Origin of the sequence: Thermomonospora umbrina (genome assembly GCF_003386555.1) — a bacterium.
Lineage (GTDB): Bacteria > Actinomycetota > Actinomycetes > Streptosporangiales > Streptosporangiaceae > Thermomonospora > Thermomonospora umbrina.
Window position 1 is genome coordinate 1,826,181 of record NZ_QTTT01000001.1, and the last position, 25,302, is coordinate 1,851,482.

Here is a 25,302-nt window from a genome sequence, read left to right on the forward strand (position 1 = left end):
TAGTGGCTCGGCCGCGCCCTCCCGACCGCCCCCGTCCCCCCGGTCAGTCGCCCGAGGACGACGAGCCGCCGCCGTCGGAGCCGCCCGAGGAACCGCCGCCGCCGTCGAAGCCGCCGGAGAACCCGCCGCCGTCGTGCCCCCCGGAGTATCCGCCGTCGTGGCCGCTCTGGTATCCGCCGTCCGTAGGGCCGCCGCCGTGGCCGCCGCCGTGGCCGCCGGAGTATCCCGAGTGGCCGCCGTGGAAGTGAGGAGGCGGCGCGTACCCCGCGTTCGGAGGTGGGCCGTAGCCCGGGTGTGGAGGCGGGCCGTAGCCCGGGTGCGGGCCGTAGCCCGCGTTGGGAGGCGGGCCGTAGCCCGCGTGCGGAGGCGGCGCGTACTGCGGGCGGGGGCGGCGGGACGACTGCACCCCCACGGCGATCAACACGATCAGCAACGCCACCACGACGAGGAGGCCCAGAATGACGATCAGCCCCATGCTCATGAAACCTCCCGGAGGTTCGGCGCTCACCCTCCCATGGGACGCTCGCGGGAAGCCCGTGGTTCGGTCAGATCACGGTGGCGCCCGGCACCGGGCCGTGGGCGGCGACCGCCGAGCGGGCCACGCCGGCCCCCGCCAGCGAGGCGGCGAGCGAGACCGCGCGCTCCTCCGACTCGGCGAGGAACGCGCACGTGGGGCCGGAGCCGGACACCAGGGCCCCGATCGCGCCCGACTCCCGCCCGGCGGCCAGCGTGGCCGCCAGGGAGGGACGCAGGGACAGCGCGGCGTCCTGCAGATCGTTGTGGAGGGCCGCGCCGAGGGCCTCGGCGTCCCCTGAGGCCAGCGCGGCCATCAGATCCGGTGAGGCCTGCGGCGGGCCCTGACGCACGCCGGCGGCCTCGCGCAGCCGGTCGCACTCGGCGTACACGGCGGGAGTGGACAGGCCGCCGTCGGCGAGGGCGAAGACCCAGTGGAAACGCCCGACGGTCTCGACCGGGGCCAGGACCTCGCCCCGACCGGTCCCCACGGCCGTCCCGCCGAGCAGGGCGAACGGGACGTCGCTGCCGAGCGCGGCGGCCGACTCGTACAGGTGGGGGGACGTCGGGTCGACCCCCCACAGTCGGGCGCAGGCGACCAGGGCGGCGGCGGCGTCGGCGCTGCCGCCGGCCATGCCGCCGGCCACCGGGATGGCCTTGCGGATCGTCAGGGACACGTCCGGCTCGACACCGAGCCGGGCGGCCAGCATCCGGGCCGCGCGGGCGGCGAGGTTGTCGCCGTCGACGGGCACGCCCTCGATGGACTCGCCCTCCACCCGTACCGTCGTGCCGGCGCCGGGCTCGGCGGTCACCTCGTCGAACAGCGAGACGGCGTGGAAGACGTTGACGAGGTCGTGGTAGCCGTCGTCGCGGAGCGGCCCCACGGCGAGCTGCAGGTTCACCTTGGCGGGCACGCGGACGGTCGTCCGGGCGTTCATGGGGGTCACGGCCGAGATCGTACCGAGCCGGGGTCAGCCACCCGAGGTGACCGGCAGATCGCGGGAGTTGAAGTAGGGGGTGGTGGCCATCTCCCGCAGCGCCGACAGCGCGGTGGCGTCCCCGGCGAGCGAGTACTCGTAGCGGCGCTCGCCGAACTCGTCGGTCCCGCCCTCGTCGGAGTCGTAGTACACCACCGCCTTGACCTGCGGGTCCTGCAAGTACGTGGCGGTCTTGCGGAGCCACTCGGCGCGCCGGGCGGTGTAGGAGCGCGGCACCCCGAACTCGGAGATCATGATGGGCTTGGGGCGGCCCCCGGCCCAGTCCATGAAGCCCGCCGCGGCCTCGGAGAAGTCCCGGTACTCGTAGCCGCCGCCGGGGTAGACGTCCGCGGCGATCCAGTCCACCTGGTCGTCGCCCGGATAGAACGAGGCCGCGTTGCCGCCGCTGAAGCCCTTGGCGGTCGGGCACCACACCCAGGCCACGTTGTCGACCCGCTCCTCCCGGAAGATCTGCCGCATCCGCTTCCAGGCCGTCACGAAGTCGCCCGCGGAGTGGATCCGGGTCTTCTGGATGCCGCTGGAGTCCATGTTGGGCTGCCAGCGCAGGAAGATCGGCTTGCGCAGGTCCCTGATCGCTCGGGCCCGGCTCCGGATGTGGTCGTCGTGCCGCCCGGCGGAGATCTCCCGGGTGTCGGTGCCCGACCAGGTCAGCAGCAGGAAGCGGCCGTCGGCCAGCAGCCGGGTGTCGCTGTCCTGCGGGAAGCGCTCCTTCCAGGTGCGGAAGCTCGCCGCGATGTCCAGCCGCCGCCCCAGGTCCCTCTCGAACCCGGTGAACGCCGCCACGCCGGCCTCGTCGGACGGGGCCGGCGATTTCGAGGGGCTCGGGGAGCCCGACGGGGAGCCCGACGGGACCGGACCGCGCGGACGGTCGCGCACCGGATCGACCCAGGCGCCGAAATAGGCGCCCTTGGCCGGCGGCGTGGGCGCCACCCCCGGTCGCGCCGTGGACTGGATCTTCGGAGTCGCCCGTTCGCCCCCGTCACAGCCCGTCAGAGCCAGCACCGCCGCGAGCGTCATCGCCCAGATGGCCCGAGCCCGCGACCGCCCCTTCACCATGATCCTCCGAACACTCGTCCACAGCGACGAAAGGACGATACTGGGCGATGCGGGAGAAGGCAGTCACATCCAGCGCCTCGCCTCGTGTCCTGGGGTCGACGTCCGCCGCGCGCAGCGCCCGTTCCGCCGCGTCCGCCGAGCCCGCCCAGCCGGCCAGCGCGGCCCGCAGCGTCTTGCGGCGCTGCGCGAAGGCGGCGTCGACGACGGCGAAGACCTCCTCGCGCGTCACCCCGCCCACGTCCGGCGGATCACGCCGGGTGAACCCGACGAGGCCGGAGTCCACGTTGGGCGCCGGCCAGAACACCGCACGGCCCACCGATCCGGCCCGCCGTGCGTCCGCGTACCAGGCCAGCTTCACCGAAGGTACCCCGTAGACCTTGCTCCCGGGGCCGGCGACCAGTCGGTCGGCGACCTCCGCCTGCACCATCACCAGCCCGTGCCGCAGCGACGGGAAGGTCGCCAGCAGGTGCAGCACCACCGGAACGGCCACGTTGTAGGGCAGGTTGGCGACCAGCGCGGTCGGCGGGGGCCCCGGCAGCGCGGTGATCCGCAGCGCGTCGGCCGGAACGACCTCCAGCCTCCCGGCCACGTCCGGGGCGCGGGCCGCCACGGTGCGCGGCAGCTCCTCGGCCAGCACCGGGTCGATCTCCACGGCGACGACCCGACGGGCCCGTTCCAGCAGCGCCAGGGTCAGCGAGCCCAGCCCGGGGCCGACCTCGATCACCACGTCGTCGTCCAACTCGGCGGCCCGGACGATGCGGCGGACCGTGTTGGCGTCGATGACGAAGTTCTGCCCCAGCGTCTTGGTCGGCCGGATGCCCAGCCGCCCGGCCAGGTCGCGCACCTCGGCCGGGCCCAGCAGTGCCTGTGTGTCCCCCACCGGTTCAGTCTGTCAGCATCTCTGATGGCTTCGTCCGGCGCGGCGATGCAACAGTCCGGAGCGCCCGGACGTCCTCGAGGTGACAGAAGGGATGTCTGTGGACGACGACGGTGCGACCTACGAGGAGTTCGTGACCACCCGTGCCCAGTCGCTCCTCCGCTACGGCTACGTGCTGACCGGCGATCCGCACGACGCGGCCGACCTGCTCCAGGAGAGCCTGGTGCGGCTGCGCGCCGCCTGGCCCCGGGTCGTCAACAAGCACGACCCCGAGGGCTACACCCGGACGATCATGGCGCGGCAGCACATCAGCATCTGGCGGCGGCGGAGACGGGAGAGCCTGGTGGGCCGGGTGCCCGAGCGCGAGTACACCGACCGCGGGCTGGACCGGGCCGAGCAGGACCCGGCGCTCTGGGAGGCGCTGTCGGCGCTGCCCACGCGCCAACGCGCGGTCCTGGTGCTGCGCTACTACGAGGACATGTCCGACGAGCAGATCGCGAACACGCTCGGGATCTCACGCGGCACCGTGCGCAGCCAGGCGTCGCGAGCCCTGGACAAGTTGCGGGCGGGGTGGCGTCCGGCCGTCCCCGCCGAGAGCGGGAGCCGAGGATGACCGACGAACTCACCGACCTCCTGAGGGAGACGCTGCGCGGCGCGGCCGGCGACGCGCCCGCGCCCGAGCACGACCTGCTGGACCGGGTCGAACGGCGACATCGCGCCAGACGCCGCCGCCGGACGGGGGCCGCCGCCGCGGCCATGGCCGTCGTCCTGTGCGGCTCCGGGGTGATCGCGACGACCCTCGGCCCGGGCTCGGAGGCCCCCTCCCCCACGGCCGCCGCCGCGACCCCGGGCCCGCTGACCAAGGCGGTGCTCGGCGACCCGGTGCCGGCCGAGGAGCTGTGGCCCGACGCGGTGCGGACGACGTCGAACAAGCTGCCCGACGGTCGCCGCTTCCACCCCATCACCCTGCTGAACGACACGACGCTGCTGGTCTCCACGGAGGCCGGCTTCGAGGTGACCGACGAGCTCCTCGCGTACGACCTGGAGACGCGCAGCTCCACGCTGATCACCAAGGTCCCGGTGCCCGCCGAGTCCGTCATCTACGCCTCGGACTTCACCGTCGGCGACGGGCACGTCGCCTGGTGGTTCCAGCACGGCGAGGGCGCCGACGCCGTCATCGAGATCGCGACCGCCCCGCTGGCCGGCGGCGGAGCCCTCCGGAAGGTCACCGTCCCCGCCGGGGAGGACGAGGGCGGGGTGAGCCGATTGGCCGTCGGCGGCGGGCGGGTCTACTGGACGCTGGACGCGAGGGGGGGCCCGCAGGACGGCGTGTACTCGGCTCCGCTGGCGGGCGGCGCGGCGACCGTCGTCCCGGGGACCGCCGGTCACGAGATCCTCACCTGGCCCTGGACCGGCACCCCCGTACGGAACGAGCGGACCGAGCGCGGGACGGGCGTGGTCGAGTTCCGGTCGGGTGAGGGCCGGCCCGCCACGATCCAGTACCGCACCCTGCGCAACCTCGGCGACGGCACGACCCGCAGGGCCGTGCTGGCGAAGCCCCAGGCGTCCTGGACCTGCGGGATCACCTGGTGTCTGGGCGAGTCGGCCGACGTCGAGACCGCCGACGACGACGAGTCCACGCGGTACGTGAACGCGGAGAGCTACGCGCAACGGCGGGACGGGACCGGCGGCAGGGTCCTGCCGGGCTTCGCGGGTCCCCAGATGATGGGAGACCTTCCGGCGTACGACCGGTTCCTGCCGATCCTCGCGGCGGCCGAGGGGCGGGACTCGGAGGGTCCGGCGCTCCTCGACCTGAACACCGGCCGCATCGCCGACCTCGGGATCCGGCCCGCCAAGGACGGCAGCCTGTCGTTCCAGACGGTCGAGGACCCCGGCGACCGGCTGTACGTGGCCACCAAGCAGGACTCCTACGTCCTGGTGGACCTGGCGAAGGTCGAGTGACCCGGGGGGCTCACGGGTCCCAGAGATGCTCGTCCGTGGGACGCGCCGGCTCCGGGCCGTCCGGGCCGACGCGGATCGTGTTGATGACCCGGATGACCCGGAACCGGCGGTCGTGAACGGTGAACTCGTTGCGGCTCTCCTCGGAGAGCCGGGCCGCCGCCGCGAGATACGGGGCCAACTCCTCGGGCGTGGGCGGCGGCCTCCCGGGGAGACCGATGCGGGGCAGCACGGTCTCGAAGTAAAGGCCCAGGGACCTGCGGGCCTCCTTCGGGCCGTGCCCTCGGGTGACCGGCAGCCATGAGCCCTCACACTGCTCGACGACGACGTAGTCGACCGGCAGCAACACCACCCCCGGATAGGCGCCGAGCGCGGCGGCGGCCTCGTCCAGCGCCTCCGGGGAGACGGTCCCGGGGGCGGGCACCAGGTTGATGAGGTCCAGCCGCAGCGCCGCGTCGGCGGGGGACGCGGGGGCCGCCGGCTCGAGCGCGAAGCCGCAGGCCGGATGCTCCGTCGGAGGCTCGGTGTCGGTGCTGCGGACGGGCTCGGGGCCGTCGGCCCCCAGCCGCACGTACCCCTGGGTGCGGACGATCCGGTACCGCCGGTCGGCGACGACCCACTCGTTGCCGCCGGCCGGTTCGCCCTCCTCCGGGTCGAGGCGCGCGGCGACCGCCAGGCCCTCCGCCCGTACGGCCTCGTCGGCGTCCTTCAGGCTCGCCCGCAGGTGCGCGGCCAGGTCGGCGCGGGCGCCCTGGGGCTCCATGCAGCCCAGGCCGACGATGCGCCATGTGGGGCCGTGCTGCTCGGCGACCCCGAAGTCGGGACGGCCCGCGCCGGCGAGCTTGGGGTAGTCCTCCGCGCGTTCGGCGGCCTCGTGCTCCCGGACCAGCGCCACGGGCTCGCTGACCCGCACCACGTTGATCAGGTCATGGCCGGTCATCGGGGGGAAGTCCATGCCCACATGGTCGCCCCTCCCGGGGCCCGGTACCGGACGTAGCGGCGAAGTGACTCGGAGTTCTAACCGAACAGGTACCGCCCGCAGTGCGGCCACTGCCCCTGCCACCGGCCGCCCACCTTGTTGTAGAGGAGTTGGGCGCGGTACGTCTGCTCGGCGGACGACGCCTGCGAGGGCAGCCCCGTGCCGCCCACCGAGCCCCAGGTCTGCAGCGAGAACTGGTAGAGCCCGTAGTAGCCGCCCGCGCTGTTGACCGCCTGCGGATTGCCGCCGGACTCGCACTTCGCCAGACCGGGCCAGTTGAGCCCTGCGGCGGTGCCCCCCACGCTGGACGGCCGGGGGCCGACCGCCACGATCCGCGAGACGGGCTTGCGGACGACGGTCTCCCCCACCACCGCCTTGACCTTCTTGCCCTTGCGGCGCACGTAGGCGATCTGCACGATCTTCCGGCCCGAGCGGCCCTTCTGCAGGACCTTCTCGCTCCACGGCCCCAACGAGGACCTCTTCTTCTCGACGACCTCGGGCTCGATCTTGACCGTCCGGCTCACCGGCCGGGACAGCAGCCGCAGCACCTTGATCTTGTCCCCGGCGGCCTCGTCCAACCCGGGCTTGGTCAGGTAGTGACGACCCAACGGGACCCGCGCCTCGGTCAGCGCCTCGCGCACCGTCCGGCCCCTGATCAGGGCGTTGGTGCTCCGGCCGTCGACGATGATGACCACCGGGCGTGGCGGCGGCGTCGAGACCGTGGCCTTCGGCGCGTCGGCCGCCGGCGGACGCTCGTCGCCGCCCCCGCCACAGGCGGAGGACAGCGTCGCGACCAGCGCGACCGTGGTCATGATGGCGGGAGTCCGGCGTGCCAAGGGGCTCCTCCTGGCCTGGGGGTCACCGTCGCCAGACTTTAGGGGCAAGCCGGGCGATCCGCCACCGGTACGCCGATCAGGCGTCGCCCTCCGAGATCGCCTTGCGCTCCTGCGACCTCTCCAGGCCCTTGGCGGCATCGGCCATGTTCATGAGCATGTCGCGGGCCTGGGTGAACGGCATCGCCTGGAGCATCGCGTGGGCGAGGTCCCCGTCCGCGCCCGCGATGACCTGCGGGACGTTGACCTGAGACCACTCGTGCAGGATGCGTTCCATGGCGACGTGCTCGGGGCCGAGCCGGTCGAGGAGGATCTTCAACTCGACGTATTCGAGCTGCTTGCGGGCCTCCTCCACCCGCACCCGCTGCATCTCGATCTCCGCGAGCACCGCCTCGCTGGCCCGCTGCGCCTCCAGATGGTGCAGCCGCTCCTTCTCGATCTTGACCTGCTCCACCTGAAGGGCGATCTTGCGGCGCATCTCGTTGAGCTCGGGCTCGTCGCAGGTGAACTCCTCCAGCGTGGTGTTGACCGCCACCACGCCCGTGCGCGCGAGGGCCTGACGCACCTCGGCGGCCAGCTCGTTGCCGACCTCGTCGTACTTGGTGATGAACTCCTGGATCCGGTACCGCGCCGAGATGCGCCGGAAATAACCCGCCACGAACGAGGCCAACTCCTTCTCGACGAACTGCCGGACCGGCGCACGGCCGGCCAGGTGGGCGGCCGGAGCCCGCACGTCGCCGAACCGGCGGATCAGACGGGGCGCCGCGTCCGGCGGGATCTGCACGGTCTGCTTCATGTCGAGCCGCACCGTGTGCCCCTGAACGTCCAGCACCACCTGATCCAGGGCCGCGTCGAGGTTGTGCTCGTCCTTGCGCTCCCCCGACCACTCCAGGATCAGCACCCGCGAGGGGATCAGCACCACGTGCGCGAACCACGGATTGATCGCGTAGTGGCCGCCCTCGTCGAGGGTCTCCCCCTGCACGCCCTGCTGACCGCCGCCGCTCAGGAACACCCAAGGAAGCTGGAACTTGGCATGACCGCCCACGACCCGACCGACCGTGTCCTGATCGGCGTTCGGGGGCGCGCCCACATGGGTGATCACCACGCCGGTCTCACCGACGGGGACGGCGATCTGCCTCAGGTCCTGCGGGGTCAGCCCCTCACGGTCCAGCGCCTCGGGCGTCTGCACCGTGATGACCTCGAAGAGGTCGGTGTTGATGTCATACGAGCCGCCCCTCAGGACGTGCTGCTGACGACCCCGCTGCCCGCCCTCGCGCAGGAACCGTTCGCCGTCGGTGAAGTCGTCGCACTCCACGTGCGTCGCCAGCACGGCGCCCACGGGTTGCGACGCCCCGGCCTTGGCGATCACCAACCCGATCGTCCCGTTCGGCACCTCGGTCCGCTCCACGTACCGCACGTCGTACAGCCAGCGCGGCAGCCACTGCACCGAGTTGGCCGGCAGCGTCCTGGCCTGCGGACCCGCCGCGCCGTGGAAGCTGACCCGCGGATCGTCGTCACGACGCCGCGTGCCGCCGAACTTCTTGACGACCAACCCGACGCGCCCGTCGGGGACCCGGTGGAACCCGGTGAGACCCGTGTAGAGCAGGCCGGCGATCACGGCCAGGACGAGCAGGTAACCGAGGACCTCCACCATGTCTATCGCTCCCAGTTCCTGAGCCTGACGTGCACCGACAGCGCCGTCGAGGTCCATTCGTCGTCCCAGTTCGTGCGGGTCTCCGCCTCCGGATTGCGCAGAGTGGGAAAGAACGGCCGGTCGCGATTCTCCCGCAGCATCAGTTCCGCATATTCGGGCACGATCTCGTCCACGTCTTTAAGCCAGCCGAAAAGCACGGACAGCCGGCGCAGTTCTCCCCGCCGGCCCGACAGCGCGACGTCGGTGGAGCCGAGGCGCTGCGCCGCGAAACCCCACCGGCCACCGGACGCCTCGGCCCAGTGGTCGTCGATCTCGGTGAACAGCGCGTCGGGCAGCCCGGTGCCGTCCGCGACGCGCAGGCAGCCCTGACGCTCACGCTCGGCGGCCCGCAAGAGCACCCGGGTGGTCAGCAGGTCCGCCCGGACGATCTCTCGGGCCTCCAACGCGTCCCGTATCCCGTCGAGCAGGTGACGCACCTCGGGCGCGAGGACCGGCGGCTCGGGGACGGGCGGAGCGGGGACCGGCTCGGGCTCCGGCGGCGGGGCCATGTCGAGCCGTACGCGGCCGGAGTCGGCAGACCCCTTGGGAACGACCCAGTCCAGAGGGCCGCGCCGATCGGACGCCGGGGGCCTCGAAGGCTTGGGGGGCTTGAGGGACTTGGGGGGCTTGGGGGGCCGCATCGCGGGGGGCACGTGCACGTAGGCGTTCTCGTGGAACTCCTTGTTGTCCACCCGGACCCGTTCGAACTGCCACGGGCGCAGCCCGTCCACCTCCGCCAGCGCCGTCTTGCGGTAGAGCGGCTCGGAGATCATCAGCGCGAGGTTCGCCTCGGGGGCGGCGTCCAGCGCGGCCCGCAGCGGCGTGGAGTCGAGCAACCGCGCCAGCGTGATCAGCGCGGGTCCGGTGTGCCCGAGCGGCCCGGGGTCGGGGCGGATCGCGTCGACGTGCATGGCCACCCGCAGCCGCAGCCGCATCTCGGGCAGGTGGTCGTCGTTGTGGTCGGCGAGCCGCCGATTCAGGGCGGCAGTCCACGGACCCACCATCAGGGCCAAATCGGTGTCCCCCGGCAGGACGGCCACCTCACCGTCACCGTCGCCGCGACGGTCCCACCTTTCGCGGTCGACGCCCGCCGTCTCGGCCGCGGCGTCGAGAACCCGGGCGAGGGCCAACTGAAGGCGCTCCTGCCTGCCGTGCGGCAGCCCGCTGAAGCCCTTGATGTCAACACTCACGACAAACCGGTCGACCAGTGGCACACGACCTCCAGCACGCCGTAAGGGGCATATACCGAGAGCTGGTACAAAACAAGTCCAGGTTACTCGGCGAGTGGCCCCCCGGTAAGCGTCATAAGGCGCAATCACGCCATCGCGGGCCGTTCCTTATTCGGACATCACCACGTACCGAAAAGCGCCCCTCCGTGGCGGTGATGGCGGTACGGCCGACCGCCGGAGGGATGCCCAGGGAAGCCGGCACCACGGCCGATGAGCGCAGGGGAGGCATCGGCGGACGCCTCCCCTGCGCCGCGCCTCAGCTCACTCGTCCGACCACCACAGATCGAGCCCCAGCCGCTCGGCCGCTCGCATCGCGCTGTTCCAGGTGCCGAACATCCCGCCCCCGGCCAGGAACGTCACGGCCGGACCGCCGGGCACCTCCATCCCGTAGCACGCGACGACGGGCTCCTGCTCACCGTCGTCCTCGTCCGGCACCGCCGTCAACGCGAACATCCTCGGCCACGTGATCGCGCCGCCCCCACCCTCCCCACCGTGGTAAACAGGCCCAAGGCCGGACTCGGGGTGCAGGTCCATACGCGACTCCTTTCCGGTACGCCGGGGCGGGCCCTGCCTCGCACGCGAAGCCCGCCCCGGCACCTTTCTTCTGAACGACACAGCCGTTCAATGCGCTGCGTCATCGAGCCATCACCAGATAGATTGACAGCATGGCCACCAAAGGACAAGCTTGCACTTGAACTTCCATGAAAAGTGTCGAGTATGTCCACTGCTGGGCGATCTGGAGACGCGATGCCGCCATCGAAGAAGGGCCCCACGCTTCGCTCCCAATGGCTGGGGAAGCACCTGCGCGAGTTGCGCGAGGCCGCCGGACTCACCCTCCGTGAGGCGGGCGACCATGTTCAGCGCGACCAAGGTGCCCTCAGCCGATGGGAGGCCGGGCTCGTACCCGTCCGGGTCCCCGACGTGATCGCCTTGCTGAACCTGTACGGGGTGGACGACCTCCGCATCCGTGACGGACTGGAACGACTCAGCCGCGACATCTGGCAGAAGGGTTGGTGGGACGACTACGCCGGGGAGGCCAAGACCCGGATTCTCGACTACGCGTGGATCGAGTCACGCGCCACCAGGGTCAAGTCCTACGACGCCATCGTCGTCAACGGCCTCCTCCAGATCCGGGATTACGCGCACGCGGTCATGGCCGCCGCCGGTCCGGAGGATTCACCGACCACGCTCGCCCGCTGGTGGGAGTTCCGCTCCAAACGACAGCAGGAACTGACCTCTGAAGATCCTCTCCGTCTCCACGCGATCGTGGACGAGGCCGTCCTGCACCGGTTGATCGGAGGCGCTGAGACCATGGGCGCCCAACTCGCACATCTCGTTGCGATGGTCGAGCTACCCAACATCACCATCCAGGTACTGCCGTTCTCGGCCGGAGCCCACGCCAGTCCGTCCGGCCCCTTCACGGTCTTCGAGATGCCTGAGCCTTATCCGGACCTCGCGTACATCGAGACGCAAGGAGGGTCGGTCTACCTGGAGGCGGACGGTGCCGAGAAGTTTTCGCGAGCCTACGATGGTCTGCAAGACAGCGCGCTCTCACCAGAGGAGTCGGCCGCCTTCATCGGAGCCCACTTGTCGCGTCTGAGGCAATGAGACGGAGCATCTCCATGAGCACCCCCCACGCATCGGTCGACGTCGCCTGGCACATCAGCACCTACAGCGCCAACGGTGAGGCGCAGTGCGTCGAGGCCGGACCGTTGGGGGACGGCAGCGAGCAGGTCGCCGTGCGCCACAGCAAGCGGCCCGACGCCGAGACCATCCTCTACACCCGCGCCGAATGGGAAGCCTTTGTGAAGGGCGTCAAGGACGGCGAGTTCGACTTCTTCGGCTGATCACCAGGGGCCGAAGAGTCTGCGGCCGGTGGTGGCGATGGCGGTGCACAATTCGGCCACGTCCATCTCCTTGACCTCCGCCATGCGGCGGACGGTCCACGGGATGAGGTACGACGCGTTCGGCTTGCCCCGGTGCGGGATGGGCGTGAGGAACGGCGCGTCGGTCTCGACCAGGATCAGCTCCGGCGGGGCGACGCGGAGGGCCTCTCGGAGGGGCTCGGCGTTCTTGAAGGTGACGTTGCCGGCGAAGCTCATGACGTAGCCCCGGTCGGCGCACACGCGGGCCATGGCGGCGTCGCCGGAGAAGCAGTGGAAGACCACCGCCTCCGGGGCGCCCTCCTCCTCCAGGATCCGCAGCACGTCGTCGTGGGCCTCCCGGTCGTGGATGACCAGGGGCTTGCCGACGCTCTTGGCGATGGCGATGTGCGCGCGGAACGAGCGGTGCTGGTCCTCCTTGGGGGCCCAGTCGCGGTAGTAGTCCAGGCCGGTCTCCCCGATGGCGCGGACCTCGGGCAGCGCCGCCAGCTTGGCGATGTCGACCAGCACGTCGTCGGACAGCCCGGTGGTCTCGTTGGGGTGCACGGCCACACCCGCGAACACGTCGCCGTGCTCGCGGGCCGTCTGCGCCGCCCAGCGGGAGGACTTCAGGTCGCAGCCGATGGTCAGGATCTGCCGGATGCCGGCCGCGTGCGCCGCCGCCAGCGCCCGCGGGATGGGGACCTCCAACAGGTCCAGATGACAGTGGCTGTCGAAGATCTCGACCGGCAGCGCCTCGGGCAGCGGGGGGAAGCTCGCCCCCGCGAACCCGTTCTCGCCGGTGTCCTCACTCGTCATGATCGGCTCCGTGGGTGGCCCTCCGGCCGCGTCGCGCGACCGTACCCGGGGAACGCGCGGCCGCTCAGGACGGTTCCTGCGCGAGCCGGGCCAGCTCCTCGTCCACGATGGAGGCGTCGAGCTTGGCGAACAGCGGCTTGGGCTTGGCCAGCGGGGTGCCCGGCCGGATCGGGCGGTGCTCCCAGCGGGCCTCCTCGGCCGCGTAGTCGCCGGTGACCACCGGGTAGGAGGGGCCGCCCTCCTCGTCGACGTCCCGGATCTCCGGCATGGCCGCCCACACGCCCTCGCCGCCGAGCATCGTGTGGACCTTGCCCGACGAGTTCGGCAGGAACGGGGTCAGCAGGGTCTTGGCGTCGTCCACGACCTGAAGGGCGACGTGCAGGACGGTGCCCTTGCGCTCCGGGTCGTCGGCGATCTTCCAGGGCTCCTGGGCGGACAGGTAGCCGTTGGCGTCCCGCACCACGTCGAACGCCTCGGTGACGGCGTTCTTGAACCGGGAGCGGCCCAGCTCGGCCCCGACCCGGTCGAAGGCGGCGCGGCTGCGGGCCAGCATCGCCCGGTCGGCGTCGGTCAGCTCACCGGCCTGGGGGACGGCGCCGAAGTCCTTGGCGGCCATGTTCAGCGACCGGTTGACCAGGTTGCCCCATTGGGCCACCAGCTCGTTGTTGTTGCGCTCGCGGAAGTGCTGCCAGGTGAAGTCGGTGTCCTGGTTCTCCGGGCCGGCGACCGCGATGTAGTAGCGCAGCGCGTCGACGTCGTACCGCTCCAGGAAGTCCTTCACGTAGATGACGACCTGGCGGGACGAGGAGAACTTGCGGCCCTCCATCGTGAGGAACTCCGAGGAGACCACCTCGGTGGGCAGGTTGAGGGCTCCGAGCGAACCGGGCTCGCCGCCCTTGTCGCCCTTGCCGTCGTAGCCCATCAGCATCGCCGGCCAGATCTCGGAGTGGAAGACGATGTTGTCCTTGCCCATGAAGTAGTACGACAGGGCCTCCGGGTCCTGCCACCAGGCCCGCCACGCCTCCGGGTCGCCGGAGCGCCGTGCCCACTCCACCGAGGCCGAGAAGTAGCCGACCACCGCGTCGAACCACACGTACAGCCGCTTGTCGGTGCGGTCGCTCCAGTCCGGAAGCGGCACCGGGACGCCCCAGTCGAGGTCGCGGCTGATCGCCCGGGGCTGGAGGTCGTCCAGCAGGTTGAGGGAGAACTTCAGCACGTTGGGCCGCCAGTCGCCCTGCTTGCCGCGCAGGTAGGAGCCGAGCGCGTCGGTGAACGCGGGGAGGTCGAGCATGAAGTGCTCGGTCTCCACGAACTTCGGCGTCTCCCCGTTGATCCGGCTGCGCGGGTTGATCAGGTCGACCGGGTCGAGCTGGTTGCCGCAGTTGTCGCACTGGTCGCCGCGCGCCCCGTCGTACCCGCAGATGGGGCAGGTGCCCTCGATGTAGCGGTCGGGCAGCGTGCGGCCGGTGGACGGGGAGATGGCGCCGAGCGTGGACTTCGGGAAGATGTACCCGTTGTCGTGGAGGCCCTTGAAGATCTCCTGGACGACGGCGTAGTGGTTGCGGGTGGTGGTCCGGGTGAACAGGTCGTAGGACATGCCCAGGGCCTGCAGGTCGGTGGCGATGACGCGGTTGTAGCGGTCGGCCAGCTCGCGGGGGGACACGCCCTCCTTGTCGGCCTGCACCTGGATGGGGGTGCCGTGCTCGTCGGTGCCGCTGACCATCAGGACCTGGTTGCCCGCCATCCGCTGGAAGCGGCTGAACATGTCGCAGGGGAGCGCGAACCCGGAGACGTGCCCGATGTGGCGGGGCCCGTTGGCGTACGGCCAGGCGGGCGCGGTCAGGATGTGCCTGGACTGGCTACTCGACGAGGACATGTCAACCATGCTAGAGGCCCCGTGCCTTCGGGCGGCACTCGATATGCGCGGGGTCGCCGATACCCTGGGCCGACGTTCCCCGTGACCGCCGACGGCAGAGGTTGAGATCCGGCATGGCCCAAACCACGGTGCGCGAGCCCGCCGCCCAGCGCCCCACGGACCCCGCCGCACCGCGCTCCCCGGTGCGCCGGGTCGCGGGCGGCTCGGCGCTGGTGGCGGTGTGCGCGGTGGTCGTTCAGTGGATCATCATGGTCCCGCCGCTGTACTACGACCCGTACTACGTGTTCGAGGGCGCGCGGCGCTGGCCGGACATCCCCTTGGACCGGTGGCCGTTCAACGAGGTGCCGCACCAGGTGTCCCGGATCGGGTTGGTGCTGCCGACCCGGTTGTTCCAGGAGATCCTGGGGCCGGGGCAGGCCGCCTACTTCGCGATGGCGGCCCTCGGCGGGGTCGTCTTCTTCGTGGGCTGCCACCTGCTGATCCGTTCGCTGTTCGGCGACCGGGTGGGGCTCATCGCCACGCTGCTGCTGATCTGCCACCCGTTCTTCCTGCTGACCAACCCGTTCACGCAGGAGGTGACCTGGTCGGCGGGGGTGCTGCTGCCGGACATGCCGGGCGCGGGGCTGTTCGCCATGGGCATGGCCGGTCTGGTGGTGGCGGGTCGTCGGGAGGGGCGCGCGCAGACCCGGCTGCTGGTGGCGGCGGGGGTGTGCCTGGCGTCCGCGTTCCTGGTCCGCGACTTCGTGGCGTTCATGTACGTCGGGATCCCGGTGTTCTTCCGGCTGCTGGGCATCCCGTGGCGGAGGCTGCCGGTGATCGCCGCGCCGATGCTCGCGGTCCTGGCCGTCAGCATGGTCCACAACCACCTGGTGTGGGGCAACGCGATGTCGGCGATCCGGTCGGCGGCGGGGCACGGCGGAGAGCCGAGCGAGCCGGTGACCCGGATGTTGGCGTTCGAGTCGTTCGATCGGGCGATGCGCGACTGGCACCCGATGGGCGCGGTGTTCATCGGGCTGCTGGCGCTGAACGTCCTCGGCTGGGCGGTCACCCGTGACCGACGGCTCGCGCTGACGCTGGTGTGGTTCCTGGCGTTGGCGGTGCCGTTGACCCTGCTGTCGGGGTTCCTGGACCCGGGCCACATCACGCTGCGCGGCTGGCTGGTGCGGTACTGGTTCCCGGTGTTCCCGGCGCTGCTGGCGGGCGGTCTGGGCTCGCTGGTGCTGCTGGCCCGCCGCGTCTCGTTCGTGCGCGCCCGCTCGGGCCTGGCGCTGGGGCTCGCCGGGGCGGTGGCGCTGGCGTACGCGGTCACCTCCGTGCGGGAGGTCCCGGCGCTGCCGCGCGACAAGGCGTGGAACGAGCTGCGGGGCTGGCTGGACGGCCGCGACGACCTGCCGGTGCTGTGGTCGGACCATCGCCTGGCGCAGACGGCGACCTTCTACACCCGCGACGTGTGGGGCGAGAAGCAGTGGGACGGGACGATCCGTTCGTTCCCCCACGAGTACCGAGCGGTTCCCGTCATCGCCGAGAACGGTCCGATCCTGTTCACCCGGTGGCGCGGCATGGAGGGCCAGATGGTGCCCCACACTCGGCTGAACGCCCGGCACGGATACCGGCTGCTGTGGCGCTCCTCCGATGGGCTGCTGGAGATCTGGGCCCGTTAGGGACGCCGCCAGGCGACCCAGGAGCCCAGCGGGTGCCGCCGGGTCCGGACCACCCGCCAGCCGGGGGGCGCGTTCCTCCAGGTCGCCTCGGCGGCGAGGCCCTCGTTCCACGCGACGAGGACGAGGTCGGCCTCGGGCGGCGGCTGCTGCCTCTTGCGGCTGTCGAACCGCAGCACCTTCGACCACCACACCTGGTGGAGCTGGATGATCCAGATCTCCCAGTCGACCCGGCGGTCGATCGCCACGGTCTGCCTCCCGGGTTCGAGCACGCCCCGCAGGTCGGCGGCGGCCATGCGGTCGTCCACGAAGGGCCGGGAGATCCGGGTGGCGGCGGTGACGTCGGCGACGGTGTTGACCGCCAGCAGGAACGCCACGAGCGCCACGGGGGCGTACCGCCCCAGCACGAGGACCACGCCCAGCAGCGCGAGGGCCACCAGCGCGGCCCGCCACAGGTGGAACGAGTCCCAGTCCCAGGTCAGGAACGTCAGCTCCGGAAAGTCGAAGAGCGTGAACGCGTAGCCGTCGAGCTCGTCGCCGACGTTCACCTCGATCAGGGCGGCCCCGGCGAGCACGGCCGCGCCCGTCACCGCCGCCGCCCGCAGCACCGCCTTTCGCGGGGAGCGCAGCAGCGCCCAGGCGCCCACCGCGAAGAACACCGGCGCCACGCACGCCAGGTAACGGCTGTAGGCGTGGTTGCCGATGCGCTGCTCGTCCGGCAGGGCCGCCGCCGCCGAGAACGCGATGCCGACCACGATCACCAGCAGCCCGGCGGCCAGGGCCCGCACCCGCGCGGGCACGTCACGGCGCGCGAGGGCGGTCGAGACCGCGACCAGCCCGATGCCGCCGACCCCCCAGGTGCCGATGATCATGTACCAGATCTGGCCCAGCCCGACCGGCAGCGTCCATCCGTAGCCGTCGAGGCCGGTGAGCCGGTCGACCACCATGGATCCCATGTCGTAGGTGCCGCCCGTGTACAGGCGCTCCACGATCCAGCCGTTGAGCACGGACGCCGCACCGGCCACCGCGCCCGCCACCCCCACGCCGAGGACCGCCGACGTCCACGGTCGCCACCGACGCCACGCCGCGAACAGCAGCAACCCGACGTGCACGGCCAGGATCACGACGCCCCGCGAGTGCAGCGCGTAGGTGTAGGCCGCGACACCGCTCGCGCCCAAGCCGTAGGCGATCACGCGGGCCCGGGAGGCGTCGCCCACGAGCCAGGAGTGCATCAGCAGCAGCCAGCCCATGACGACCACCGGGAACACGGCGTCCGTCAACGCGTACTGCGTGTAGAAGACGGCGGCGGGCAGCAGCGCCGTCACGTGCGCCAGGGCGTAGGACGGGCCCTGCGCCAGGCCGAGCCCTCGCAGCAGTCGGTGCGCCAACGGCAGGAGGCACGCGGCGACCAGCGCGTTGACGACCATGACGATCCGGTAGACGGTCTCCGGGTCGTCGCTCAGCCACTGAGCGGGGAGGATCAGCAGCGGGTAGCCGCCCCGGTAGGGCGTGCTGTTGGAGATGTCGGCCTCGGGCCCGCCCGTCAGCAGTCGGGCGGTGAACAGGTATCCGGACTCGTCCGGGTTGGCGACCGGGATCGTCTGCCCGGCCGCCAGCCAGACCCGGACGCCGACCTGCGCGAGCCATCCGACGAGCAGCAACAGCCACCAGGGAGGCCGCCGCCGCGCGCCCGCGCCGGGCCCGGCCGGGCCGGAGACCTCGGAGCCGGCCGTTACGGTCATGGGAGCAGAGGCTGCCACATCGGGGCGGGTCCGGCGGACGTCAGGCGTCGCCCTCGCGCCCGGCCGGAACCCTGGCGTCCGTACCCTCGACACCCTCGGCGGCCACCCGGTCGGCGGCGGCGTCCACCACCACGGCGGCCTCGTCGACGGCGTCGGAGATCGGCGGGTGCTGACGGCGTCGGATCTGCAGGATGCTGACGAACATGGAGGCGAAGATCGCCTGGAAGCTCAGCGCCAGGGCGGTCGCCGACGGGACCACGAGCCGGAGCGACTCGCGCGGGTCCAGCTCCCCGAAGTTGTTGATCCGCCAGTGCAGCAGCGAGACCACCAGACCGCAGAGCCCGCCCAGCGCCAGCAGGCCGCCCAGGACGAGCCCGCGCTCCATGGTCCACCAGCTCGTCAGCCGGTCGACCCGGCGGTCGGGCGGCAGGAAGCCCTCCTGGGCCGCGTACACCTTGGTGAACAGCGCGAACAGCACCGCCTGGAAACCGATCACCAGCGCGGCCCCGGCGCCCACCAGCGTGTCGATGTCGAAGGCGATGTCGCCGACCCGCACCGGGCCGAACGACAGCGCGACCCCGGCGACCAGCCCGACCAGCATGAACAGCATGCCGGGGATGAGGAACAGCCAGCGGGGGCTGTAGAGCATCAGGAAGCGCAGGTGCCGCCAGCCGTCGCGCCAGGTGTTCAGGTGCGGCGGGCGGGTCCGGCCGTCCTTGGCCAGCGTGGTCGGGACCTCGCGGATGTCGTACTTGGCGAGGGTGGCCTTGACCACCATCTCGCTGGCGAACTCCATCCCGCCGGTCTGCAGGCCCAGCCGCATGACCGAGTCCTTGCGGAAGGCGCGCAGCCCGCAGTGGAAGTCACCGATCTTGCTGCCGAAGAACAGCCGCCCGACGAAGCTCAGCACCGGGTTGCCCAGGTAGCGGTGCAGCGGCGGCATCGCGCCCGGCTCGATCCCGCCCTTGAAGCGGTTGCCCATCACCAGGTCGGCGCCGTCCCGGAGCTGCTCCAGAAAGGGCAGCAGGGTGGTGAAGTCATAGGAGTCGTCCGCGTCGCCCATCGCCACGTAACGGCCGCGCGCGGCGCGGATCCCGCCCATCAGGGCGTTGCCGTAGCCCTTGTCGGCCACGGGCACCACCCGGGCGCCGGCCGCTCTGGCGAGTTGCTGGCTGCCATCGGTGCTGCCGTTGTCGGCGATGACCACCTCGCCGTCGATGCCGTTGTCCTCGAGGAAGCCGATCGTCTTGCGGACGCACGTCTCGATCGTCTCGGCCTCGTTCAGACACGGCATCACCACGGAGAGTTCCACGGAGATCTCCTTCGTTAACCGCTGATGACCGTCTTCGGTATTGTCGCTGAGTCTTCACGCGGTTCAGCGAGCGGACGGCCGCGCTCCAGGATCACCATGATGCACGGGTGACGCGGATGATGCGGCAGGCTTGGCGGACAAGCATAGGGGCACCGTACCGGAAGGGTTGGGGTCGGCCGTGAGAGATGGCGCGGTCGAGCAGGCCGCCGGCGCGGCGGAGAGCGCGCACGAGAACGGCGCCGGCGACGACGTGGACGGACCCCGTCCCGGCGCCTCCCGCCTGCGGGATCTGCCCGGAGAGCTGCGCGCCCTGGCCGGCCGGCACCGGGTGTTCACTGTGATCCTCGTCATGGGCGCGCTGCTGCGGGCGACCGCCATGCTCGGCTATCCGCCGATCATGTACTTCAACGACAGCTTCGATTATCTGCACGTCGCGAACGACCCGTATCCGCATCCGCTGCGGCCGGACGGATACTCGTTCCTGCTGGTGATCCTTCGGCCGTTCCACAGCTTCGTGCTGGTCGCCGCGGTGCAGCACCTGATGGGCCTGGCGATGGGACTGATGGTCTACGCCACGCTGCGCCGCCGGATGGGCCTGCCGGGCTGGGGCGCGGCCCTCGCCGCCGCCCCCGTGCTGTTGGACGCGTACCAGATCCAGCTCGAGCAGCTCGTGCTGTCGGACACGCTGTTCGCGTTCCTGGTGGTGAGCGCGGCCACCCTGCTGCTGTGGCACGACCGGCCGGGATGGCGGGTGGCGCTCGCGGTGGGGCTGCTGCTGGCGGCGGCCTGGCTGACCCGGACGCTGGGGCTTCCGGTGCTGGTGGGCGTGCTGGTGTTCATGGTGGTGCGGCGGACCGGGTGGCGCGCCGTCGCGGTGGTGCTGGTGGCCGCGGCGGTGCCGACGGCGGCGTACATGACGTGGTTCTCCCAGACGCACGGGAAGTTCGCGATGACGGCGGGCGACGGCGTGTTCCTGTTCGCGCGCGCCTACAAGTTCGCGGACTGCCACAAGATCCCGAACCTGACGGTGGACGAGACCCTGTTGTGCGTCCAGCCCGGCCACAAGCTGCCCTACTCCCAGGACGGCATCTGGAACCGCAGGTCACCGCTCAAGCGGGTGACGGACCTGCGGTTCGGGCCCCGGCAGAACGAGATCGCCGGCGGTTTCTCCCGCAAGGCGATCAAGGCGCAGCCGGGCGACTACCTGAAGGTCGTGGCGCTGGACTTCGCCCGCACGTTCCGCTGGGACCGGCCGGTGTTCCCCGACGAGAAGACCTACCGGATGTACGAGTTCGACCGGACCGAGCTTCCGCTGGCGTCGTGGGACATGGGCGACGGGACCAGGGCCGGCGACGCCGCGCTCCGCTACGAGGCCGGGCCCGCCCGCACCCGCGTGGTGGAGCCGTTCGCCGGCATCGTCCGCGGCTACCAGAGCCTGGCCCACCTGCCCGGCGTGCTCCTCGGCGGGCTGCTGCTGGTCGGCCTGGCGGGGATGGTCCGGATGTGGCGCCGGTTCGGCGGGGCGGCCTTCCTCCCGTGGTCGCTGGCCACCGGACTGCTGCTCGCCCCCGCCGCGACGGTCGAGTTCGACTATCGGTACGTGCTGCCCGCCGTCCCGCTGGCCTGCCTGGCCGCGGGGATCGCCGTCGGTCAGTACGCGTTGAGCCGGCGCAACCGGAGCACCAGCGCCAGGTCCTCGTTGTAGTGGGCGGCCTGGACGGGGACGTTCGCCGCCTGCTTCCAAGGCGTGGGGGACGCCTTCACGTTCTGGCTCTGGCACTTGGGGCACACGTGGTCGCACCACGGTGACGTGCACTGGTGGCCGTCGTGCTCGTAGGACACCGCCTCGCCGCCGTGGCCGTCGGCCACATGCCGCGCCTTGTACTCCTCACGCCAGGTCGTCGTGCATCGATTGCACCGGTAGACCCAGACCTCGTAGTTGGTCCATGATTCGCGCATCGCCCTCACCTCCCAGGTGAGCCGTCGCACCGCATCGTCACTTTCCATTGTGGACCCGTGACGCGCTGTCCAACAGAGGTGTGACATGTGGCGACGGAGGCGATATTTCACTTTCGCCCGGAGATAACGGCGTCGTAGACGATGCGCTTCGGAAGACCGTTGCGACGGGCCACCTCGACGATGGCGGCCTTGCGCGGAGTGCCCCCCGCCTCCAGCGCGGCGACGGCGCCGGCCAGCTCGGTCGGGTCGGTGACGGGCTCGGGCTCGGGGGCCCCGCCGACCACCACGGTGATCTCCCCCTTGACACCCGGCTCGGCCCATGCGGCCAGGTCGCCGAGGGGGCCCCGACGGACCTCCTCGTACGTCTTGGTCAGCTCCCGGCACACGGCGGCAGGCCGGTCGGCGCCGAACGCCTCGGCCATCGCGGCCAACGTCACCGCCAGCCGGTGCGGGGCCTCGAAGAACACCATGGTGCGACGCTCGTCGGCCAACGCCCCCAGGGCGCGGCTCCGCTCGCCGGGTTTGCGCGGCGGGAACCCCTCGAAGCAGAACCGGTCGGACGGCAGGCCGGAGATCACCAGCGCGGTGGTCACGGCCGACGGGCCGGGGAGCACGGTGACCGGCACGTCCTCGGCCACGGCGGCGGTCACCAGCCGGTAGCCGGGATCGGACACCCCGGGCAGCCCGGCGTCGGTCACCACCAGCACGTCGCGGCCGGCGAGCAGCTCGCCGACCAGTTCGACGGCCCGGCCCCGCTCGTTCTGGTCGTAGTAGGACACGATCCGGGCGGTCAGCTCCACCCCCAGGTCGGAGGCCAGTCGGCGCAGCCTGCGGGTGTCCTCGGCGGCGATGATGGACGCGTCGGCGAGCGCGTCGCGCAGCCGCGCCGAGGCGTCGCCGATCCGGCCGATCGGGGCGGCGGCGAGGGTGAGGGTTCCGGTCTCTGACACTCCCCCATTGTTCCGCCCCGCGTACCCGGGCATACCGGAACGCGGCTCTCGGGTGCGGCGCCACCGGCCGTTCATCCCCACGGATACGTCCCGGTTCGCGGTCTTGCGCTGGTCTTATTCCCGCCGCCCTTACGATGGCGGGGTGGCAGTGACGGAGATCGAGTCGGCGACGACCCCGGCGGCGGCGCACCGCCGTCCGGCCTCCCTGCGGGACTGGCTGGCGCCGCCGATCCCCGGCAGCGCGCTCTGGGGGTGGCTCGGCCCGCTGTTCGTCACCCTGTTCGCCGGGTTCCTGCGCTTCGACCGGCTCGGGGTGCCCAAGGCGGTGGTCTTCGACGAGACCTACTACGCCAAGGACGCGTGGGCCCTGCTGAAGTTCGGCTGGGAGCACAAGACCGTCAAGGACGCGGACTCGCTGCTGATCCGGGACGGCTCGGACGCCAAGATCTGGGAGGACGGCGCGTCGTTCGTCGCGCATCCCCCCGGCGGCAAGTGGATGATCGCCATCGGCGAGGCGATCTTCGGCGCGACCCCGTTCGGCTGGCGTTTCACGGCGGCGCTGGCCGGGACGCTGTCGGTGCTGATCCTGTGCCGGGTGGCCCGCCGGATGACCGGCTCGACGCTGCTCGGCTGCGCGGCGGGCCTGCTGCTGGCGGTGGACGGGCTGGCGTTCGTGACCAGTCGCACGGCGCTGTTGGACGTCTTCGTGATGTTCTGGGTGCTGGCCGGGTTCGCCTGTCTGCTGATCGACCGCGACCGGTCGCGACGCGCGCTGGCCGAGAAGGTGGAGGACGGGGTCGGCGGGTCGCTGGGGCCGTTCGTCATGCACTGGTGGCGGGTCGCGGCGGGGGTGTGCCTGGGGCTGGCCTGCGCGGTCAAGTGGTCCGGCATCTTCTTCATCGCCGCGTTCGGGATCATGGTGGTGCTGTGGGACGCGGGCGCCCGCCGGGCGGCCCGGGTCCGCAACCCGTACGCGGGCGCGATCGGGCTCGACGCGCTGCCCTCGTTCGTCTCCCTGGTCGTGGTGGGGCTGCTCACCTACCTCGCGACCTGGGCCGGGTGGATCTTCAAGCCGGGCGGCTGGGGGCGCGGCGAGGTGGCGGGCAACCCGCTGCTGCGACCGCTGGAGGCCATGCCCGACCTGTGGCGTCACCACAAGGACATCCTCGACTTCCACAATGGGCTGACGACGGCGCACACCTATCAGTCGTGGCCGTGGGACTGGCCGATCCTGCGCCGTCCCGTGGCGTTCTTCTACACCGAGCCGCGCGACGACTGCGCCGCGGCGCGGTGCTCGCGGGAGATCCTCGGCATCGGCACCCCGGCGTTCTGGTGGGGGGCGACGATCGCGCTGATCGTGCTGGTGGGCGTGTGGCTGGTCCGGCGCGACTGGCGGGCGGGGGCGATCCTGCTGGGCTTCATGGCGGGTTGGCTGCCGTGGTTCGTCCCGGCGTTCGGCGACCGCACCATGTTCCTGTTCTACGCGACTCCGATGCTGCCGTTCATGGCGCTCGCGGTGGCGCTGGCGCTGGGGCTGCTGATAGGCCCGGCGCGGCAGGCGACGGTGCATCTGGCCAGGCACGCCCCGAGCGCGAACCGCCGGTTGCTGGGCTCGGCCGTGGCCGGGGCGTACCTGCTGATGGTGCTGGTGAACTTCGCCTACTTCTATCCGGTGCTGGCGGCCAAGATCATCCCGTACGAGGACTGGGACGCCCGGATCTGGTTCAACTCCTGGATCTGAGCTTGGGGGCCGCGGCGGGCGCGGACCCGGCGGACTGCGCGGGCAGGAGCGTGCGGTACGCCAGCAGGCAGGCGGCCAGCGCCAGCACTCCGCCGGCCCCCGCGCCGGCGAACGCCCCGGGGACGCCGGCGAGGTCCTGACCCACCCCGGCGACCGCGGAGCCGAGCGCCGCGCCCGCGCCGATCGCCGCCACGATCCAGGCGAACGCCTCGGTCACGGTGCCGCGCGGGGCCAGCCGGTCCACCATCGTGAACGAGCAGGCCAGCACCGGCGCGAGGAAGATCCCACTGAGGAACGCCAGCCCCAGCATGACCGGCAGGGCCGGGGCCAGCGCCAGCGGCAGGTAGCCCAGGGCCAGGCCGCCGAGCAGGTAGGGCAGCCGCCGGTGGTCCTCGCCCCGCCAGGGCCGCGCCCCGTACACCAGACCGCCGGCCAGGGCCCCGCCGGACATGGCCGCCAGCAGCAGGCCCGAGGCCAGGTCGTGGTCGAGCCGTTCGGCGTAGGCGACCACCGCCACGCTGTAGACGCCGAGCGCGATCCCGGCGCAGGCGAGCATCACGACGATGGTCCGCATCCCGGCGGCCCGCAGCGGCCCGGCCCAGTCGGCGGCGCGGGGTTCGCCGCGCCACTCCCTCGACGGCCGAGAGGAGGTGATCACCATCGTTCCGACGATGCCGAGGGCCCCGCTGAGGACGAGCGCGGTCTCGGTCGACACCGCCGCCGCCCCCACGACGATCAGCGGCCCGACGGTGAACAGCACCTCCTGGGAGGCGGCGTCCAGCGCGTAGGCGGCCCGCACGTGGGACGGTCCGGGGAGCACCATCGGCCACAGGGCGCGCAGGCCCGCCTCCAGCGGCGGCGTGGCGAACCCGGCCAGCACGACCGCCGCCAACGCCGGGAGCAGCGGATCCGCGCCGACCAGGGCCAGCGCCCCGAACCCGACGGCGGCGGCCCAGGCGCAGGCAGTCAGCACGCGGGGCTGGCCGAGCCGGTCCATGGCCCGGCCGAGCACCGGCTGCCCGACGGCCATGGCCAGCCCGTACACCGCCGCCAGCGCCCCGGCCAGCGGATAGCTCCCGCCGTTGTCGCGCAGGTGCAGCACGATCGCCAACGCGCCCATGCCGTTCGGCAGCCGCCCGAGCAGGGTCCCGCCGAGCAGCCTGCCGGCGTACGGCAGGCGCAGAAAGGTGAGATAGGCGCGCACGCCCGGCCTCCTTGATCTCGTGGGATGTAGTCATACGTATTA

General features: G+C 71.9%; 23 protein-coding genes. 7 read left to right on the forward strand and 16 right to left on the reverse strand.

The window, feature by feature from the left end; genetic code table 11:
• Positions 1-43 precede the first annotated feature (43 nt).
• The 4 genes from DFJ69_RS34165 to rsmA all read right to left on the reverse strand — a co-directional run bounded on the left by DFJ69_RS34165 (position 44) and on the right by rsmA (position 3,447).
• Complete coding sequence (locus DFJ69_RS34165) at positions 44-481, reverse strand: hypothetical protein (protein WP_170177571.1); 438 nt, start codon at positions 479-481, stop codon at positions 44-46.
• Positions 482-545: 64 nt separating this feature from the next.
• On the reverse strand, positions 546-1,451 hold the full coding sequence (locus DFJ69_RS07885) for a 4-(cytidine 5'-diphospho)-2-C-methyl-D-erythritol kinase (RefSeq protein WP_116021867.1): 906 nt from the start codon (positions 1,449-1,451) through the stop codon (positions 546-548).
• Positions 1,452-1,484: 33 nt separating this feature from the next.
• Positions 1,485-2,513, reverse strand: coding sequence for a glycoside hydrolase family 26 protein (locus DFJ69_RS07890; RefSeq protein WP_245974145.1), 1,029 nt, complete (start codon positions 2,511-2,513; stop codon positions 1,485-1,487).
• Complete coding sequence (gene rsmA / locus DFJ69_RS07895; RefSeq protein WP_116021869.1) at positions 2,491-3,447, reverse strand: 16S rRNA (adenine(1518)-N(6)/adenine(1519)-N(6))-dimethyltransferase RsmA; 957 nt, start codon at positions 3,445-3,447, stop codon at positions 2,491-2,493. The genes DFJ69_RS07890 and rsmA overlap by 23 nt, the downstream gene beginning before the upstream one ends.
• A 91-nt stretch (positions 3,448-3,538) precedes the next feature.
• Between rsmA and DFJ69_RS07900 the strand changes: the two genes are divergently transcribed.
• Both DFJ69_RS07900 and DFJ69_RS07905 read left to right on the forward strand, forming a co-directional pair.
• Positions 3,539-4,057 (forward strand): SigE family RNA polymerase sigma factor, encoded by a 519-nt coding sequence (locus tag DFJ69_RS07900; RefSeq protein WP_116021870.1) that lies wholly within the window; start codon positions 3,539-3,541, stop codon positions 4,055-4,057.
• Positions 4,054-5,406, forward strand: a complete 1,353-nt coding sequence (locus tag DFJ69_RS07905) for a hypothetical protein (protein WP_147312236.1) — start codon at positions 4,054-4,056, stop codon at positions 5,404-5,406. The genes DFJ69_RS07900 and DFJ69_RS07905 overlap by 4 nt, the downstream gene beginning before the upstream one ends.
• A gap of 10 nt (positions 5,407-5,416) precedes the next feature.
• Here the strand turns inward: DFJ69_RS07905 and DFJ69_RS07910 are convergent, their stop codons facing one another.
• From DFJ69_RS07910 to DFJ69_RS07930, 5 genes are all read right to left on the reverse strand, one after another.
• Positions 5,417-6,358, reverse strand: coding sequence for a DUF5954 family protein (locus tag DFJ69_RS07910; protein ID WP_147312237.1), 942 nt, complete (start codon positions 6,356-6,358; stop codon positions 5,417-5,419).
• Positions 6,359-6,420: 62 nt separating this feature from the next.
• Positions 6,421-7,218 carry a resuscitation-promoting factor gene (locus DFJ69_RS07915; protein ID WP_245974147.1) on the reverse strand — a complete coding sequence of 266 codons (798 nt, stop codon included), beginning with the start codon at positions 7,216-7,218 and terminating at the stop codon, positions 6,421-6,423.
• 76 nt (positions 7,219-7,294) lie between these two features.
• Entirely contained in the window at positions 7,295-8,869 is a 1,575-nt protein-coding gene (locus DFJ69_RS07920; RefSeq protein WP_170177572.1) for an SPFH domain-containing protein, read from the reverse strand.
• Between the two features lie 2 nt (positions 8,870-8,871).
• Positions 8,872-10,098 carry a GUN4 domain-containing protein gene (locus DFJ69_RS07925; protein ID WP_147312238.1) on the reverse strand — a complete coding sequence of 409 codons (1,227 nt, stop codon included), beginning with the start codon at positions 10,096-10,098 and terminating at the stop codon, positions 8,872-8,874.
• Between the two features lie 300 nt (positions 10,099-10,398).
• Entirely contained in the window at positions 10,399-10,671 is a 273-nt protein-coding gene (locus tag DFJ69_RS07930; protein ID WP_147312239.1) for a hypothetical protein, read from the reverse strand.
• Positions 10,672-10,884: 213 nt separating this feature from the next.
• Here DFJ69_RS07930 and DFJ69_RS07935 point away from each other — a divergent pair, with 213 nt between their 5' ends.
• A complete protein-coding gene (locus tag DFJ69_RS07935; RefSeq protein ID WP_116021877.1) occupies positions 10,885-11,745 on the forward strand; it encodes a helix-turn-helix domain-containing protein in 861 nt (286 codons plus the stop codon).
• A gap of 14 nt (positions 11,746-11,759) precedes the next feature.
• A complete protein-coding gene (locus DFJ69_RS07940; protein ID WP_116021878.1) occupies positions 11,760-11,984 on the forward strand; it encodes a DUF397 domain-containing protein in 225 nt (74 codons plus the stop codon).
• On the opposite strand, the gene DFJ69_RS07945 is transcribed toward DFJ69_RS07940, so the two are convergent.
• Both DFJ69_RS07945 and metG read right to left on the reverse strand, forming a co-directional pair.
• Positions 11,985-12,818: a TatD family hydrolase gene (locus DFJ69_RS07945; RefSeq protein ID WP_116021879.1), complete on the reverse strand. Its 834-nt coding sequence runs from the start codon at positions 12,816-12,818 to the stop codon at positions 11,985-11,987.
• A 64-nt stretch (positions 12,819-12,882) separates the two neighbouring features.
• Positions 12,883-14,694, reverse strand: a complete 1,812-nt coding sequence (gene metG, locus DFJ69_RS07950) for a methionine--tRNA ligase (RefSeq protein ID WP_116021880.1) — start codon at positions 14,692-14,694, stop codon at positions 12,883-12,885.
• Between the two features lie 113 nt (positions 14,695-14,807).
• On the opposite strand from metG, the gene DFJ69_RS07955 reads away from it, so the two are divergent.
• Complete coding sequence (locus DFJ69_RS07955; protein ID WP_116021881.1) at positions 14,808-16,355, forward strand: glycosyltransferase family 39 protein; 1,548 nt, start codon at positions 14,808-14,810, stop codon at positions 16,353-16,355.
• Here the strand turns inward: DFJ69_RS07955 and DFJ69_RS07960 are convergent.
• Positions 16,352-18,094 (reverse strand): hypothetical protein, encoded by a 1,743-nt coding sequence (locus DFJ69_RS07960; protein WP_116021882.1) that lies wholly within the window; start codon positions 18,092-18,094, stop codon positions 16,352-16,354. The genes DFJ69_RS07955 and DFJ69_RS07960 overlap by 4 nt on opposite strands.
• A 40-nt stretch (positions 18,095-18,134) precedes the next feature.
• Positions 18,135-19,406 carry a glycosyltransferase family 2 protein gene (locus DFJ69_RS07965; protein WP_245974148.1) on the reverse strand — a complete coding sequence of 424 codons (1,272 nt, stop codon included), beginning with the start codon at positions 19,404-19,406 and terminating at the stop codon, positions 18,135-18,137.
• Between the two features lie 178 nt (positions 19,407-19,584).
• Between DFJ69_RS07965 and DFJ69_RS07970 the strand changes: the two genes are divergently transcribed.
• A complete protein-coding gene (locus tag DFJ69_RS07970; RefSeq protein ID WP_245974149.1) occupies positions 19,585-21,111 on the forward strand; it encodes a hypothetical protein in 1,527 nt (508 codons plus the stop codon).
• Here the strand turns inward: DFJ69_RS07970 and DFJ69_RS07975 are convergent.
• Both DFJ69_RS07975 and rsmI read right to left on the reverse strand, forming a co-directional pair.
• A complete protein-coding gene (locus DFJ69_RS07975) occupies positions 21,057-21,365 on the reverse strand; it encodes a hypothetical protein (RefSeq protein WP_116021883.1) in 309 nt (102 codons plus the stop codon). The genes DFJ69_RS07970 and DFJ69_RS07975 overlap by 55 nt on opposite strands.
• 107 nt (positions 21,366-21,472) lie before the next feature.
• Positions 21,473-22,348 carry a 16S rRNA (cytidine(1402)-2'-O)-methyltransferase gene (gene rsmI, locus DFJ69_RS07980; protein WP_116021884.1) on the reverse strand — a complete coding sequence of 292 codons (876 nt, stop codon included), beginning with the start codon at positions 22,346-22,348 and terminating at the stop codon, positions 21,473-21,475.
• Between the two features lie 109 nt (positions 22,349-22,457).
• Here rsmI and DFJ69_RS07985 point away from each other — a divergent pair, with 109 nt between their 5' ends.
• The gene (locus DFJ69_RS07985) at positions 22,458-24,056 is read left to right on the forward strand and encodes a dolichyl-phosphate-mannose--protein mannosyltransferase (protein ID WP_342769844.1); all 1,599 of its coding nucleotides are present in this window, start codon (positions 22,458-22,460) and stop codon (positions 24,054-24,056) included.
• On the opposite strand, the gene DFJ69_RS07990 is transcribed toward DFJ69_RS07985, so the two are convergent.
• On the reverse strand, positions 24,040-25,260 hold the full coding sequence (locus DFJ69_RS07990) for an MFS transporter (RefSeq protein ID WP_116021886.1): 1,221 nt from the start codon (positions 25,258-25,260) through the stop codon (positions 24,040-24,042). The two genes, DFJ69_RS07985 and DFJ69_RS07990, sit on opposite strands and share 17 nt — an antisense overlap.
• Positions 25,261-25,302 lie beyond the last annotated feature (42 nt).